Origin of the sequence: Mycobacterium sp. 141 (assembly GCF_000382405.1) — a bacterium.
In the GTDB taxonomy this organism is placed as follows: Bacteria; Actinomycetota; Actinomycetes; order Mycobacteriales; family Mycobacteriaceae; genus Mycobacterium.
Genome location: NZ_KB908270.1, coordinates 82,070 through 98,339, shown reverse-complemented (window position 1 = coordinate 98,339; position 16,270 = coordinate 82,070). Strand labels below are relative to the sequence as shown.

The 16,270-nt window shown below is 63.4% G+C and carries 13 protein-coding genes; 1 reads left to right on the top strand and 12 read right to left on the bottom strand.

From position 1 onward, the window contains the following. Positions 1–38: 38 nt before the first annotated feature. Complete coding sequence (locus H276_RS0118280) at positions 39–365, top strand: YbaB/EbfC family nucleoid-associated protein (protein ID WP_019972734.1); 327 nt, start codon at positions 39–41, stop codon at positions 363–365. 72 nt (positions 366–437) lie between these two features. Here the strand turns inward: H276_RS0118280 and H276_RS25385 are convergent, their stop codons facing one another. From H276_RS25385 to eccB, 12 genes are all read right to left on the bottom strand, one after another. Beyond that, positions 438–2,690: a hypothetical protein gene (locus tag H276_RS25385; protein ID WP_231376716.1), complete on the bottom strand. Its 2,253-nt coding sequence runs from the start codon at positions 2,688–2,690 to the stop codon at positions 438–440. Positions 2,691–2,721: 31 nt separating this feature from the next. Next, on the bottom strand, positions 2,722–3,705 hold the full coding sequence (locus H276_RS24240; RefSeq protein WP_231376715.1) for a hypothetical protein: 984 nt from the start codon (positions 3,703–3,705) through the stop codon (positions 2,722–2,724). 262 nt (positions 3,706–3,967) lie between these two features. Next, positions 3,968–4,795 (bottom strand): type VII secretion target, encoded by an 828-nt coding sequence (locus H276_RS0118260; RefSeq protein WP_231376714.1) that lies wholly within the window; start codon positions 4,793–4,795, stop codon positions 3,968–3,970. A 402-nt stretch (positions 4,796–5,197) separates the two neighbouring features. Further along, entirely contained in the window at positions 5,198–6,730 is a 1,533-nt protein-coding gene (gene eccD / locus H276_RS0118255) for a type VII secretion integral membrane protein EccD (RefSeq protein ID WP_081625505.1), read from the bottom strand. Next, positions 6,727–8,145, bottom strand: coding sequence for a MinD/ParA family protein (locus H276_RS0118250; protein WP_019972729.1), 1,419 nt, complete (start codon positions 8,143–8,145; stop codon positions 6,727–6,729). Before H276_RS0118250 ends, eccD begins: the two co-directional genes overlap by 4 nt. Before the next feature lie 124 nt (positions 8,146–8,269). Next, the gene (locus H276_RS0118245; RefSeq protein ID WP_019972728.1) at positions 8,270–8,557 is read right to left on the bottom strand and encodes a WXG100 family type VII secretion target; all 288 of its coding nucleotides are present in this window, start codon (positions 8,555–8,557) and stop codon (positions 8,270–8,272) included. Between the two features lie 34 nt (positions 8,558–8,591). After that, on the bottom strand, positions 8,592–8,891 hold the full coding sequence (locus H276_RS0118240; RefSeq protein WP_026357159.1) for a WXG100 family type VII secretion target: 300 nt from the start codon (positions 8,889–8,891) through the stop codon (positions 8,592–8,594). An 89-nt stretch (positions 8,892–8,980) separates the two neighbouring features. Beyond that, the gene (locus H276_RS0118235; RefSeq protein ID WP_019972726.1) at positions 8,981–10,267 is read right to left on the bottom strand and encodes a PPE family protein; all 1,287 of its coding nucleotides are present in this window, start codon (positions 10,265–10,267) and stop codon (positions 8,981–8,983) included. 82 nt (positions 10,268–10,349) lie between these two features. Further along, positions 10,350–10,643 carry a PE family protein gene (locus tag H276_RS0118230; RefSeq protein WP_026357158.1) on the bottom strand — a complete coding sequence of 98 codons (294 nt, stop codon included), beginning with the start codon at positions 10,641–10,643 and terminating at the stop codon, positions 10,350–10,352. Between the two features lie 147 nt (positions 10,644–10,790). After that, complete coding sequence (eccCb, locus tag H276_RS0118225; protein WP_019972724.1) at positions 10,791–12,587, bottom strand: type VII secretion protein EccCb; 1,797 nt, start codon at positions 12,585–12,587, stop codon at positions 10,791–10,793. Beyond that, entirely contained in the window at positions 12,584–14,824 is a 2,241-nt protein-coding gene (gene eccCa / locus H276_RS0118220; RefSeq protein WP_019972723.1) for a type VII secretion protein EccCa, read from the bottom strand. Before eccCa ends, eccCb begins: the two co-directional genes overlap by 4 nt. Beyond that, positions 14,821–16,263: a type VII secretion protein EccB gene (gene eccB / locus H276_RS0118215; RefSeq protein WP_019972722.1), complete on the bottom strand. Its 1,443-nt coding sequence runs from the start codon at positions 16,261–16,263 to the stop codon at positions 14,821–14,823. Before eccB ends, eccCa begins: the two co-directional genes overlap by 4 nt. Positions 16,264–16,270: the final 7 nt, after the last annotated feature.

The following is a 16,270-nucleotide window of genomic DNA, read 5'->3' as shown; positions in this document are numbered from 1 at the left end:
CCGCAACGACGTCGCAAAGAAGACGGAAAGGAGTCCTCGTGACCGACGGCATGCACCCCGAAGTCGCCGCAGTCCTACAAAAAGCACAACAACTGCAAGCCCTCATGGACGACCAACTACACAAAATGAACACCGAAACCTTCACCGCCGCAGACGAAACCAACACCGTCGAGGTGACATTGAACGGACACCACCACCTCAAATCGGTCTTCATCGAAGAAGGCCTCCTCCGCCTGGGCGCCGCCACCGTCGAACAACGCCTCAACGAAGCACTCCACAAAGCCACCACCCAAGCCTCAGCCGCCATCACCGCCGACCGCGAACGACTCGACCAAACCGTCGCCGCCAGCACCCAACACGAATAGCTCTACGTGATCCGAGATAGCCTCGGACACAACTAATTCAAGAGTCTCGAAACGCTCAAGTTCCGAGCAGTGTTATCCCGCTGGCACCAAGCTATCGCTGATCAGCACACTGATGTGCTGCCAATAGACCCAATCAGCGATCGCTGCACGCTGCTCGTCGGCACTGCTCGCCATGTGGGCACGGTGCAATGCCAGTTCCCCCTGGTGATTGGCGTAGTTGATGAAGGCCTGCAGATGCGCGACCTCGCGGCCTTCGGTGGTGCGCATCAACGGCTTCTGGACTTCGCGCCACAACGACTGGGATTCGTCGGCCGGTGCTGTGTCATCGGCCGGCCGCGGCGGTAACAACTCGGTCAGCCCGCTGTCACTCGTTGCGGCCAACATCGCCGCTGCATCCGGTGCGATGATCTCCAACCGGCTGCGGCCCTGCATGCGGCCATCCTCCGGAATATCGCTTTCGTCCAGGACCACCTTGGTCGTACCCGGATCGATACCCGTCAGCTGTTCCTGCGTGCCGATGACCGCCTGCAATCGAACACCCTGATGTTGTGCCCAGTCCTGTAACGCCAGGAACGGGTAGGTCGCCCACTTTGCCCGGTCCGATGCCGGAATCGACTCATCGGCGCTGACCATGCGGACCTGTTCGGGCAGGTTCACCTCGTCAGGAATGTAGGCGATTCCATAGCTATTGGCGACGAGGATGCCGCCATCGGCGGTCATTCCGGTAGCCCATACAAAGCCCCACGCGTACTGGGGAATTGACGGCGGTGCGTTCAGGGCTGCCGCAATACGCCGCGCAAGCTGCAACGTGTCGTTGCCAGCTCGCTTGCGCCGCAAAGCATTCGCGGTTTGAGCGGCCGCAATAGCATCTCGTTCCGCCCGAGCTGCCGTCACGGGTACAGGTGCAGCTGCCACATTCGACGATGCGCCCGACGACGTCGATGCCGGCGTCACGGTGGGACCCATCGGCGCCGGTGCGCCACCCTGTGCTGGCGGTCCTGCTGGCGGCAGCGATGGCGCCGGGCCCAACGGCATGCCTGGGGTCGGGCCACTGGCCACGTTTAAATTCGAATTCACTGGCGGCGCGGCCGGGGCAGAAGGAGGCGGCTGCAGCGAACCGCCCGGATTCACCGGTGCCGACGACGTACCCTGCGCGACGGTCTGCGGCCCAGCGAATGGCTGGTTCTGGGCCGCCTGCTGCGCTACGTTGCTCATTGCCCTTGTGAAGTCATTGAGCTGCTGCCGTGGAGTCAACGGCTGCCCTGGAGTCTGACCTGTGCTGCCCGTCATCTGGGGGTTCATCTGTGGCGGAACACCGGGCGAGCCAGGGCTGTCCAGGCGGGACCCTCCAGGCCCTCCTGGGATGCCGGGCGCCGGCAAACCAGCCGTAGAAATCGGCGGAGGAGGAGGGGCACCCGGGGTTGGGGTGTGAGGCGGTCTGCTTCCGACTGGAGCTGGCACAGACGGAGTCGGTGGCTTTGCCTCAACTGGCTGAACTGGAGTGCCGCTATTCGGAACAACCGGAGCCGGCGCCGGTTGAACCCGGGCCGGCGGATCGAACGGTTTAGCCTCCGCCGGCTTAACAGGTGTGCCACTATTAGGCGCAATCGAATTCGGCGCCGGAGCGTCAGGAGCTAGCTCCGGCGTCGTTGCACCAACCGGAGCCGGCGACTCCATAGGTTTAAACGCAGCACGCTGAACAGGATTACCAGAGTTCGGGGCAAGCGGAGACTGCACGCCCGGATTTCCACCGTTCACCAAAGTGTTGACTGGAGTATTGTTACCTGGTTTGTTCTGGCCGAGCTTGACTTCGTAGTGCGCTGGGTCCGGCTTCTGTTGATTACCCGAAACAAATCCGGCCTCAGCCTGAATCAAGGAGATATTGGCATTCTTAGTGTCTTGAATTTTCTGTTTGATATAACCATTCTTCTCATCTTCATCTATATCCCCATCATTCTTCACACTATCGATGTCTCTGGTAGCATTTTCCACGTTAGTGGATATTTGATTCTTTGCGTCCCTGACCGCCTCGCTACATTTGTGAAGCAGATCGGCGGCAGCTCGAAGCCTTGTCGCCAGATTCTGAAGTTCAGTAATACGCTGGCCAAGGATGACGTGCGCCGCTCCTGCAGCTCTGCCGGACCACATCGCTGCACCGTTGAACATCATTGTTTGCTCATGCCGGGCAGCTTCCAACTGCTTGCTAACCTTGTTGGCCACTACTCTAAAGGTCTGCGATAAGGACTCCAGCGCGTCTTCATCCGCCTCCGGCCACGCAGGCGGGGCAGCCATGCCGTAGGGATCGTTCGGCTTCGGGACACTCATCGCCGATATACCCGCCACTCAAAAATCAATTTCATCCTCCGAGCGCTAAACAAGCTTCCACGATGAAGCCCGGCGGCCGCGCAGCGACTTGAGCAAGATAAGAATCCGTCCTTGTATACGACGGCAGAGCTGCAACATACGCGCGCCAGTATTGCGCTGAGAACACTCCGAAATCTGTAATTGTTGGGTTATTACTGCTCCGACTCAAATTCTCGAGGTCATCGGCATATTTCTTCATGACAGGAATGACCGCATCTGCAACAGCACGCTCGTCAGCACTCCAGTCGGAGGCCGACTTAGCCGGATCAAGATCTCCCCACGCCTTTGTATCCGACCCGAATTTGTTGTACAGTGACTGCCATTTCGAACATTCATCATCAGGCGAGGTCATGAACCGCCGGGGATCGTCCAAGTCCCCAAGGTGAGCCATATTTGACGGCGGTGCAACATCAGGAACAAAAGGTGCGCGCGCTTCAGCCGACTTATAGATAATTGCATTGCATACATATAAGATAGTCACGCCTGTTACCACAGCAACGTTAGCAAGGTGGTTATCGGCAGCAGTGTAGCTGCTCAGTGAATTTGCAAATGCTCGCGTATAGGCAATCGATTGCTCATACAATTCACGCATCACTCGATGAGGCGTTTTTTTCGCCAAAGCGACAGCCTGGTCGGCGGTAGCGCTCATTGCCTTACTGACCATCTCGTACTTTTCACGCAGTTCGGGTGTCCACTCAGTTGCGGGAATTGTGTAGTCATGATTCCCCCAGTCCGCTTTTGTTTCCACTGCCGACTCGGTGTTGTTTATCGGTCCCCAAGCCGCACAAGTCGGGTCTTCGGTGATAATGGTCGCCGGACCGGTGTCGTTCGCGCTCGCGATGTCGGAGTTCGACGCGGTGGGTGATTGCGACGCACCAGATGTCAGAGGTTGAGTGGTTTTGCCGCCATCCCCATTGCCCTTGACGACCGAGATGGATATCGCAGCGGTCACACCAATCACCGCCAGAAGAGCCACCCCGCCCAAGCCCCACTTCCAGCCGTTACCCGGCTTCTTCGGCGGCGGTCCCGGCTGTTGCGCAGCAGGATTGGGCGCCCACACCGGAGGCTGTTGCCACTGCGGCGATCCACCTTGCGAACCCGGATAACCCGCGGGACCACCTTGCGGTGGCCCGAACGGATCACCACTCCCATACTGAGGCGACCCGGGATTACCCGATGGTGGCGGCGGCAACGTCATTCAGCATCCCCTCGAAGCACTCGACACATCAACAACGACTTCACACATCACGCGTTGGATCTGCAGCATGCCGCGGTGGCACAGCCGGAGACGGATTTACCGGTGCTCGCTCACCCGTACCATTTCCTGGTGCGGGCACAGCCTGCGGATGCTGCACGGGAGCTTTCGCCTCGCCAGTCCCGCCATGTGCGCCGGCCGGTGGCGACGTCGCGTGACCAGAGTCGTTGTCCTTACTCTCGGCATCGAGCCCCTGCTTGTCCTGCCTGGAGCCCTGAACGTCGTCAGCCCTATCGGCATCCTGACCGTCGCCCTGGCTCTTGGCCGCCTCCACGATCTGCTGCGCACCCTGCGTGACCTGCTGCGGCAACTGACTCACGCTGCCCACCATTTGCCCGGGAACCTGTGCGGCCTGCTGAGCCGTCTGCATCATCTGGCCTATTTGGCCCATCCCCTGGTCTCCGCCAGCAGGCGAAGCGTCCTGCGCGGGCATTGTCGGATCGGCCGCGCTGTAAGCCGAAGCTGGCGCACCAGCAGAGCCTCCTGACGGGTAGGAGCTGCTGGACTCATCTCCCAGGATTCCCAGCTTCCGCTTGATGTCCTGAGAAATCTGCTCATCCGTGGTCTGATACGTCGACGCTGCACTCGTCACGTTGCCCGAATACGCCGCAAACGCGTCCTTGACCTCGGGGAGCTGCGTCAACACCGGGTCAACCACCTTGGTGATCTGACTCGAAATGGTGGTCGACAATTCGTCTGCGCCTGTCACCGGGGTCACCGCAGGCGGCGACGGAATTTGTCCCGCAATAGCCGACAACCGATTGCCGGCATCTCTGACCAAATCCGTATCGATTCGCAACGTCTCAGTCACGCGCCACCCACCTCATCGGCCGCGCCTGCACATGACATTCCCATGCAAAAGCCCACCCGTCCTCAAATCCCTGCGGTGGATGCTACCGGAGCAACGCCACCCTCGATGACGCCAAATTCGAGACCCTGTGCCCAATAGAAAGATCCTGACATCAGGTCGCCGCCACCAACTAGCCACCCACCGACATCTGGATGGCTGTTCCGCGACCTGTTACTCACGACAGTCATCGATATCAACGAAAACGCCGTCACTGCACCAGGATTTCAACACTATCGTCGATTTCGACGTGGCATCCGTCCCATCATCGGGAGCGTCCTTCGCCAAACGTCTGCCGAGGCTGCGACCAGATCTCCTGGTAAGCCCCACAGACCTCCGGTGACGCACGAATTGTGATGATAAACCTCAGTGCAGCCGCAGATTCCGCAGCAGGTCATACACGCCGGCGATCCACAGCAGCAGCGGAATCACTGCCGCGATCGCGGCGCCGTCGACGAGTTCGAGGATGCGCTTGGTGACCGGGGAAACTCGGCGCACACCGTTGGCGGCACCGACAGCGATCAAGGCGACGACACCCACAATGGTGTAGATCGCCAGCACCAGCCAGGCACTCTCGGGGTACCACAGGCACAGCCGCACCATCACGCCCGTCGGTACGATCACGGCAGCCGCCAGAAGTGCCCAGGAGCACCACCTTTCGGCGTACAACCGGGACCGGAAGCCGCAGACGAGCGTCACCAGGCCGGCCACGATCAGGCTGTGGATGAAGAAATGCCCCCGCACCACAACCGCAATAGCGCCGACCGACAACACCAGAGCGCCCGCGGACAGGAACCCGATCAGCAACTGACGGGTCAGCAGGCTGCGTTCCTGAAGGCGTGCAGCCGATTCCGGTACCGAAGCGATGATTGCCTGCCAGGTGGAGGTTTCTTCGTCGGCCGCGTCAGGTCCCACAACCGGGTCGAGCAGCTCGTCGTTGGAGACGATCTCACCGGGAGCCGGAATCGGTGGCAACGCAATACGGGCCACGGCCACGGTCAGTTTCGCGGCGTTGGTCACCACGATGAGCCCGAATACGATCGCGCCCAACGGCACCCAGTTGCTCGAACCGTAACCGTAAGCAACAGCGGCCCCCGTGATGGCGAGGGCCAATACCGCAAGGAACGAGGCCACTTCGGCTCGGCCTCGCGGGCCGCCACGGGTGGCCAAAGTCAACAACAGCACGACAGCACCAGCCCCGGCGACCTGCGGAGCTCCCAAACCGGTGACGCCGTCGGGGAGCGGGACCGCCAACGCGGCAGCACCGGCCAGTGCCGGTACCGCGCCGAGCAGCAGACTCTCGGCCAGGTTGACATTGTCGTAGTTGTTCTGCGCGAACACACTTCCGCCCAGCAGCCCCAGACCGAAGATCGCGAGCGCCAACGGCCACCACCAGCCGTGGCTGGTCAGGCTCCACGTCACCACCGACATCACTGTGATCGCCAGCGCGACCACCGGGATCGCAATCCCGATGAAACGGTACAGCGACTTCCGGTCGAACACCGGTGACTCGTCGAGTACGGCGATCGCGTCGATCACGTCCTCGACCAGCGGCCGGTACCGCTCGGTGCGGCTCACCGACACCAGAGTCAGCAGCGACCCGTCGACCACACCAGAATCGTCCAAGGACTCATCGGCTTTCAGCGGCGGCGCCCCCGGCCGCGCAAACGCCCAGGAACCCTGTGCTTTGAAATCGAACCCGGCCAGCACGTCCTTCGGGGTGTCCTCCAGCAGATCGGCCAGGACACTTACGGTTTCGTCGATGTACGTCTCGATCGGCGCCGCCGCCGGCAGCACCAGGTCGGTCATTCGCTTACCCGTGAGGACGGTGACCCGCGTTGTCGCCGGGCGACCGGGCGTCACACTGGAGGTGTCTGAGGCAGGGGCGGTGGTGGTCAACGGCGTTCGAGCCTGTCGAAGTCATCGGACAGGGCCGCGGCCAGCTCGGTGATCCGACGCTGGAATGTATCGCCGAGCAGGCCCAGCTGAATCTCGGTGCCCTGGGCGATGTGTTTGTCCCACGGCAGCACGATGACCCGACCCGGCGGCACGTGCCGCTCGAACTGTTGCACAAGGTCGTCGACATCGACGTTCGGTCTGCCGGGGGTGACGTGGTTGATGACCACACACGAGCGCCCGAGCAGGTCTTGATATCCGTTTTGGCGCAGCCAGTCCAACGTGATGGCCGCCTGCCGGGCACCGTCGATGGACGCGCTCGCGACGATCACCATGCCCGACACCGTCGAGAGCACGCCACGCGATGCCCTCTGGAACAGGCCCGCACCACAGTCCGCCAGAACCAGGTTGTAGTACCGCGACACGATCGAGGTCGCACCCTGCCAATCGTCGTCGTTGAACTCGCGGGGAGCGCCGCTGTACTCTTCGGAGGACAGCACCTCCAGGTTGGACGAGTTCATGCTGGTGTACGCACGAATGTCGTTGTAACGCGACAAATCCTGATCAGATAGCAGATCGGAGATGGTCGCCGCCGACTGTCGACCGGCGCGGTCGGCGAGGTTGCCGCCGTCGGGATCGGCGTCGATGGCCAGGATCCGGTCACCGCGGATCTTCGCCATCGCGGACCCGAGCGCAACCGTGACCGCAGTCTTGCCGACACCGCCCTTGAGACCAAAAATGCCGATCTGGTAGGAATCTCGCGCGTTGCGGCGGATCCGGTTATGCAGGTCCAGCTCATAGACCTCGTCAGGCGACAGCCCGAGGTTGATGCGAGTCATGAGGTAAAGCCAATGCCGCCAGCCCCGTTGCGACGGCATCTTCACGCCAGTCTTCACCCCGACGTGCGACAACGCGTCGATAGCGCGGTGATTGCCCATGGTTGCGGCGGAGGTTTGGGCCGGCTGGGCCGGTACCGGAATAGCTTGTCCCGCACGCCATGCCCCACTGATCTCGGGGTCGAAGTCGGGGAACTGCGACGGCGGCGGTCCCGGCGCCATATGGGCGGGCGGCCCAGGCAGCGTGCGCGGCTGCTCGTAGCGAGCACCCGACGGCATCTGCTGCTGCGGGGCACGCAGCATCGCGTTCTGTGGCCATTGCGGTGCTGCCGGCGGCGGCGGCATGGGCGGCGGCGCTTCACCGTGCCACTGAGGCGAAGCCGAGGCCTGCATCTGCGTCTGCGGCGGTGTCACCGGCATCGGCATCGGCGGTGAATCGCTGGATCCGGAATTTCCGGTCGGCATCGGCGGCGGTGTCGCCGTGGCCTTCAGAATGACATCTCGGTCCACGGTGATCGTGACATCGTCGACCGGTTCACCCGGATCCGACGAGTGAAAGAGCCGGTCATAGTCGGCCGACATGGGGTCCCCTCAGAATAGTGAAAATAAAAAATATTCAGATGTCCGAACCCAGGCGCACGCAGTGGGCGGGTAGGCCTGGCCTAGTCGGCGAGCCTACCCGCCCACAAACGCGTACATGGTTGTGCTAGGCAAACATGCCCGTGACGCCAGCCTCAGTCTGCGCCATGGTCGAGCTGGCCTCGCTGATGGTGTGCGCGAGGTTCTGCAGCGCGGTGTTCAACTCGTTTGAGGTGTTGTCCCAACGGGCCTGAACTGCCTGGTAGGCCTCCGAGCCCGAGCCGCCCCACACCGAGGCGAGCGCGGCAAGCGAGCCCTTGCCCTCGTCGAGCAGTCCATGAGTGGTGCTGACGGCACCCTGGATCTCACCGACTCCGCCTTCGATACCGGCGAAATTCCAAACCTGTTCCGTCATGTCTGATTCTCCGTTTTCTCTGTGGTCTCGTCGGTCAGATGTTCATCGCCGAGGACAGCGAGGAAGCCTGGTCGTCATCGGTCGAGCTGTACTGGACGCCCGACTGGTGGATGTTCTGCGAAATGTCGTTCAGCTCCTGGACCTGCCGTGCAGCGGCCTCGTGAAACCGGGCGAGCGCAGCCTGGGCTGCGGTGCCGGCCTGGCCGACCATCTGGCTGGCCAGCGCGCTGCCGGTCGACTCGACCTGCGCGATGACGCTCTGCAGCTCACCGGAGATGCGCTCGAAATTGCCGGCCTCCTTGGCGAGGACGGCAACGTCTGTATTCATTGCCATGTTGGATACCCCTTATTTTCCTTGCGTCCTCACCATGGGTATGGCGAGTCTTCCGACCCGGTGGCCGGGAAGTCTTGTGGTGCAACCGTTCACCAGTCGTCGTCTTCGTCTTCCGACTGGTCGTACGTCAGCGGCGTCGCGGCGGTGAGACCCTGCTTCGTCGACTCGCCTTCCTTCTTGTCCTTGGCTGCGCCGATCATCGGACCGGCACCGCCACCGACCGGGGCCAAACCTCCTGTCGCGTTGGACGACGCGCCTGTTGCGGGCGAGATCTTGGTCTCCTCGGTGGGCCTGAGCAGATCTGACAGCAGCGAGGTCCGCGGCGTGGTACCCCCGAGGCCCGGCAGCGAAGCGGCCCGGACCAGACCCGCACCCGAACTCGGGCCTGAGCCTCCTGCCATCGGATGGTTCGAGAACGGCATCGCGTTCAGCAGCCCCATCTGGATGCCCTTGTCATGGCCTCCGCCCGTACTGCTGAACTGGCTGACCATCTGAGTCACCTGCTGCAGCGGCTGGGTCAGGCTCTGCATCGGACTCTGGATCATCTGTGCGAACTGCTGCGGGATCTGGGCGCCCAGCGATCCCATCTGCATGGCCATCTGCATGCCTTGCTGCAGACCCTGTTGCGCGGGTTGCTCACTCTGCTGAGTCTGCTGACCCGAATTCTGCGCATTCTGCACGGCACCCACCGCGCGCTGCTCACCTTGATTTATTTGTGCTGCCGTGCGGCCGGTGATCAAACCGACCGACTCGATCATCGCAGTCGCGCCGGCCTGCTCGATCACCAAATTCCGCAGCGCACCCTCGGCGGCGCGGGGCGCTGTCGACGCCAGCGCCGCGGCCGCGGTCGTCTCGCCCACTCCAGGCATGACGATCGGCGCCATCGGCGTGATCGGCTCGAAAAGCACGTTCATCGCCGTCTCGGCCTGGTAGGCGTCCATCGCGCCCGCCGCCTGGTTCCACATCCGCACGAAGTAGTCCGTCTCGTTGGCGGCGATGGCTCCGGTGTTGACCCCGAAAAAATTGGTCGCATTGAGTACGGCATCGGTGATGTGGTTTTCCTCGATCTCCGGAATAGGCGGAGTCGTGGTCAATGCGGCCGAATATGCACTGGCCTGCGCCGAAGCCTGCAATGCCCGCTTCTGCGCTTGCAATGCGGTGGTGCGCAACCACATCACCATCGGCATTGTCGCCGCGACCGCCCGTTCGCTGGCCACCCCGCTCCATACCGAGGTGAGATTAGCCAGCGCCGCCGCCAACTCGTCGGCCTGAGTCTCCAACAGCACCGCCATGGCTTCCCAACCGGCCGCAGCCTGAAGCATCGGCACCGGGCCCGCACCGACCATCAACCGGCCGGTGTTCACCTCTGGTGGCATGCCGTGCCACGTAGGTGGCGCAGGCAGTACCGGGACCATTGCTGGCTGAACCTATCTGTTGGAGACGAATGCCGACCGAGAGTTAGAGCGTGCTCGCCTGAGCCGAGTCGACAGCGTTGTAGATGCCCGAGGCCTCCGTGTACGCCGCACCAGCCCGGGTCAGCTCTTCCTGCGCGAACGTGTTCGCCGTCAGAGCCTCGACACCCTCGCTTGCGAAAGACATCGCAGCCAGGGCCGACACCTCGTCTGCGCCCGCGGGCACCAGCGCGGTCACAGCGGCAGTGGCGGTGGTGCCACCCGCGAGACCGCGAGCCGCATTTGCGATGACCTGCGCGGCGACGGCTTCGGCGCCCGGATTGTGCGTCATTGGTTGCATTTGCTGTTCCCCCTTGTTCGATTTGAATCGCGAGGACATAACCCCAAAAACAGCCTGGCTCTAATTTGCCAGCGCGTTAAGGAATCTGTCCCCCGATTCCTTTGCCGGCAGCCTACCGCCAGCGTTGCTAAATGCGTTGAATAAATACTAACCGCCCTCTAAGGGTGGTGCGAACACTTCTTCTTCCGGCGGATCTTCGTCCGGCGGATCAATGTATGCCGCCTGAATGACTTCTTTGACGTCCGGAGAAACCATGAATGCCTGGCCAGGTGGCCTTCTCTTGACCGTGATCTCCCGCGACGGGAAATCGTTCTTCTCGCCCGAGAGGAACAGCGTCGGCGAACCTGCGCCGTACGCAGCACCCACGAACTTGTCCATGGTGGCCTTGTGCGCCTGGCTCATCTGGCACGTCACCACGAGGTGCAGGCCGATGTCGGCGGCCGCCGGCAACAGCGGCGACAGGGGCATCATCGGCGACATCATGCCCGAGGCCGCGACGATCATGTGCCAGTCGTCGACCAGCAGCACGATGTCCGGCCCAGTCCACCACGATCGGGCCCGCAGCTGCGCCGTGGTGAGATCCGGCGGAGGCAGACGCTTCTGCAGGTTCTGCGCCAGCGCCTTGATGGACTCCTCCAAAGATGCGTTGTTCCGGTTGATCGCACCGGCGGCGAGCAGGTGGCTCTGCGGCACCGCGTCGAGCAGACCCGAGCGGTAGTCGGCCAGCATGAACCGCACCTGCTGCGGGCTGTTACGGCTGCAGATCGCCCGTGAAACCGCTTGTGCGATAGTCGTCTTGCCCGACTTGGGCGCCCCGAAGATCAGCAGGTGCGGCGTCACGTTCATGTGGTTGTAGGCCACCGCGAGGTCCGATTCCCGCACACCGACAGGCACCGTCCAACGGGTCCGGTAATCCGAATCCGGCCCGGGTGGGTTGGGATCGAGTTGATGCAGATAGATCCGCTCGGGCAGCACCCGCACCTGCGGCGCCTGCTCACTGTGGAGCTCGGACACATGCTGCACAGCCGCCGAGATCGCGGCCACGAGACCTTCGGCGCTGTGCACACCGTCGAGCCGGGGCACGCCCATCATCAGGTGATGTTTCTCCACCGAGACCGCCCGGCCCGGCCGGTTGGCCGGTATCTCCCGGGTGATCCGGTCGATCTGGGTTTCGTTCACATCACCGAGGCGGAACTCGATCTTGGTACCGAGGTAATCGCGCACACGGGACTTGAGCTCAGTCCACCGTGGCGTCGAGATGATGACGTGCACGCCGAAGGCCAGACCCTGCCCGGCGAGGTCTTGGACCACCGGTTCCAGGTCAGGGAATTCGGCGACGAACGCCGGCCACCCGTCGATGACCAGGAACACGTCACCGAACGGGTCCTGATATGCCGCGTGCTCGGGGTCCTGGCGCATCTCGCGGTAAGCCGCGATCGAGCCCACCCGGTGCTGTTTGAACATCTGCTCGCGTGCCCGTAACACCGCCTTGACCTCGGCCACGACCCGGTTGACCCGGTCTGGTTCGGCACGGGTGGCCACACCGCCCACATGCGGCAGATCTTCCAGATACATCAGGCCACCACCACCGAGATCGATGCAGTAGAACTGCACCTGCCGCGGCGAATGAGTAGCACTGGCCGAGAGCATCAACGTCTGCAGGAAGGTCGACTTGCCGGTCTGCGGCGCACCGCCGATCGCGATGTTTCCGCCGGCCGCCGAGACGTCGACACCCCACACTTCCTGCCGGTGCCGGCGCGGCTCGTCCATGATGCCCAGCGCGAAGCGCAGCGGTTGGCGCTGGTAATCACGTTCGATCAGCTCATCGACCGGGTTCGGATCGGCCAGCGGAGGCAGCCACATCTTGTAGGCACGCGACTCGCCGGTGGCCAACTGCCGAAGAACGACCTCGCGGAGGACCTTGGGTTCGGCGTCGGTACTCATCGTGTGGCTCCCGCCGCGTCGAGGATCGGCGCCGTCGTGAACTGACGGATCCGAATCGCCGCCTGCCGCTGGGCGCGCGGCTTGGCGTCGCCGTCGCCGTTGTCTTTGCCTGCCGGCACATAGTTGGCGCCGGTGTAGAGGCTGCGGAATTTCACCGGATCCTCCATACCGACCCGCAGAAAGCCCACGCCGCTTTCCTTGTTGGTGATGAACTGTGCCTCAGGAGTACCGATTACCGCCTTCGATTCTGCAGAGCTGGTGGTACGCAAGGCGATTCGGTACGTCAGGTTCGGTTCGAGCTTGTCGATCCGGACTCCGCCGGTGTTCAGCGACTGGGTCGCCAACAGCAGGTGCACGCGCAGCGACCGACCGACGCGACAGATCCTGTCGAACAGCGCAATGAAGTCGGGGTGATTCTGCAGCAACTCCGCGAACTCGTCGACCACCACGAACAGCGTCGGCAACGGCGCCAGGTCGGCGCCACGCTCGCGGTGCTTCTCGTATTCGGCGACCCCGGACAACGCACCGGCCGCACCGACCTGCATACCGGCCTGACGCAGGATCGACTGGCGGCGGTCGAGCTCGCCGGTGAGCACCTCACCCATACGGCTGACCAGTTCGGCTTCCTCTTCCATGTTGGTCACAACCGCTGCGGTGTGCGGCAGCTTCTCCATACCGAGGAACGTCGAACCGCCTTTGAAATCTGTCAGGAGGAGGTTCACTTGGTCGGGGTGGTGGGTCGCCACGAGCGACAAGATCAGCGTACGAAGGAATTCCGACTTACCCGAGCCGGTGGTTCCGATCAGCATGCCGTGCGGGCCTGCACCGAACTCGGCGCCTTCTTTGATGTCGAGGCTCATGATCTCGCCGGTCTTCAACTGGTGGCCGAACGGGATCTTGAGCCGGTCGCGGTCGGTATCGGTGAACATCCGCCAGCGCGCCGGGGTGACCTCCTCGACCGACTGCGCACCCACCAGGTGGTGCCACTCGTTGGAGACCTTCTTCTGCACGCGCACGTTCTTGTCGATGATCGTTCCGGTGATCGACCAGCCGGCCAGCTTGCGCGCGATCCGGTTGGCCTGCGTGGGGGTCATCCGGTCGGTGACCCGAACCACCTCGCGGTAGGGCTGATTGGACAGCTTGTCCTCCGTCTCGCCGTCCGGAGAGACCCGCAGCCGGTACGACGAGCCGCGGTGATTACCCAAGGTGAGAACGGTGACGCCGGCCCGGCCGTCGACCGGGAACCCGGCCTTGCCACCGGTGAGGTCGACGACGATGACGTACGGGCCGCCCGGTACCGAGTCGGCGGTGTGCGGTCCGCGCGCGGTCAGGTCGGTAAGCCCGTCGGGACGGGTGAACACCATCCGGGTGGAGCCCGCGGCATCGGTGTCGGTCTGGTGCTGCACGTGCGGCAACCACTTGAGCCACGACCACTTGGGATCCTCGGGATCATCGGTGAGCACGCGGATCTGCAGCAGGTCCGGGGGGTGGAACACCGCCAGGTGGCAGATCATCGCAGTCAGCAGCGCGGCGGCGCCGGCCTCGTCACCACCCACGGCGATCGTCGGAAAGGTGCGCAGCTGAACGAGTTTCGGGCAATCGTGTACGAGGCCGTGGGTGCGCAGGAACTTGGTCACCCACATATGGCTGACGGGTTCCAGGTGCGGCGCAGGCGCCGCCTGCCCGCCGGACATCTCCCCGCTGGTATTCGGTTTGAGCAGCCTGTCGACGGCGATCTCGGCACCGATGCCCACCCGGGCGGCGGTGAAGAAGTCGGGGTTGCCGTTGGTCTGCCGTGACCACTGCCGACTGGTGCCGATGATCGAGAGCAGGTCTTCCGGGTGTGGGGCGTGGTAGCTGAAGAACGCGACCTGCGCCGACGCCGACGATGTCACACGCGTGCGCAGGCCCGCCAGGTAACGCAGGTACTCCTTGCGGTCGGCGTTGACCTCGGGAACCTTCTTGCCGCCCGAACCACCGCCGGACATCATCGCGAATGCGCCCATGATCATCATCAACGGCATCATCAGCATGTACGGCGACAGCTGCCGGAAGCCGGTGAAGGCCATGATCGCGATCATGCCGATCATGCAGGCGCCCATCACCCACGGCATTGCTTTCTGGAAACCAGAAGGCGGTATCTCGATGCCGAGGTCGTCGGGGGGTGCGACGTTGATCTCACCGGGTGTCAGGCGCGGACCGCGCTTGATGGTCGGGGTGAACTTTCGTGTCGTCATGAGCCTGACCTGTCCTTCACCTTGCGCGGCTTGGGATCCGAGGGCAGTGTGTCGTGCTCCAACAGCGCCGCGTCCTTCGACAGCATCGGCCCCTCCACGAGCAGGCTCACCACGGGCCAGGGGGCGTTGACGGGCGCTCCCAGGCCGAGGTTCTTGGCGGCATCGGCGTTGGCCACCCCGTACCGCACACCCTGGGGATCGATGTAGAACAGGCCCTCGCCGACTTTCGGATCGGGGGACTGCAGGCGCACGAACTGCCCGCCGTCGACGTACACCGTGGCGTCGCCTTCGATCTGTTTGACGCCGGTACCCCGCACAGCCGACGAGACGGGTAGATGCCGCCCCGCGATCACCGTGGTCTTGGCGGACTGATCACCCGGTTCGCGCTGCCAGGCCCAGCACAGCACCGGGTCGTCCTGGCGCAGGAGAATGGTCATCGGCTTGGCGGGTAGCGGCGAAACATACACCTGCTCAGGGATCTTCGCGACCATACTGGACTCGACGGTGGGCGGCGTGATCAGGCCGTAAGAGTTGGTCGCGCGCAATGCCGCTGCTGTGGTGTCGTTGACGCGCGCGACCCCGTCCGGCAGCACGACATAATGCTGCTTGCCAGACTCCGTCGCGGTCTGGAACACCGAGCCGATGACCAGATTGTCCGGTAGCCCAACGGTATTCGGTGTGCCCGAGGCCACGATCTGCGGCAACTGCCACGGTCCCATATTGGGCAGCGCATTGAACAGCCCCTCCGAGATCGGCGTGGCCTTGGCAGTGACCGGGATCCCGACGGCCGAGGTCACGGCGCGGTCGGCCAGCTCGATGGCGTGCCTGCCGACCTCGTTGACCAGCCAATTACCACCCTTGAACGACACCAGCATGCCCTGGCTCGGCCCGAGCGGCCCGACCGACATGTCGGTGACCAGCGACCGGATGAGGATGGACGTTTCCAGCTCTGGCGCAGCACTTTCCGGCTTGGTCACGGTATCGCACAGCGACCAGGTGGCAGCCGGTGTGCCGGTAGGGGTGGCGTACGGCGCGCCCGGAATGCCGATCGGCTGCCCCTTCGGCATGCGATCCAGTTCCTCGGACTTGACCACCGCGGGCGCGTCGCCGTGCCCCAGCGCCAACCGCGCCGAGGTCAGGTTGTAGACGGGCCGCAGCAGATCGGAGCCGGGCAGCAGCACATAGAGCTGGTTGGTGGTGCGGTCCACCACCAGGGTGTCACTCCCCCGCTTGCCGAGCGGCTTGAAGTAGGCCAACGCCACCGCGCCGAGGCAGACCATGACTGCGATGACGATGCCGGTGGACACCGCGCGGCTGTAGAACTGCAGCGGATCGTCGAACATCCGGGTATCGCGGCGCACGATCGCATGCTCGACCCGGCGCAGCAGGAACCTCCAGCCGCTGACCTGGATCTTTGTGGTGAGTCGAAACCCTGCCATCGCCTGC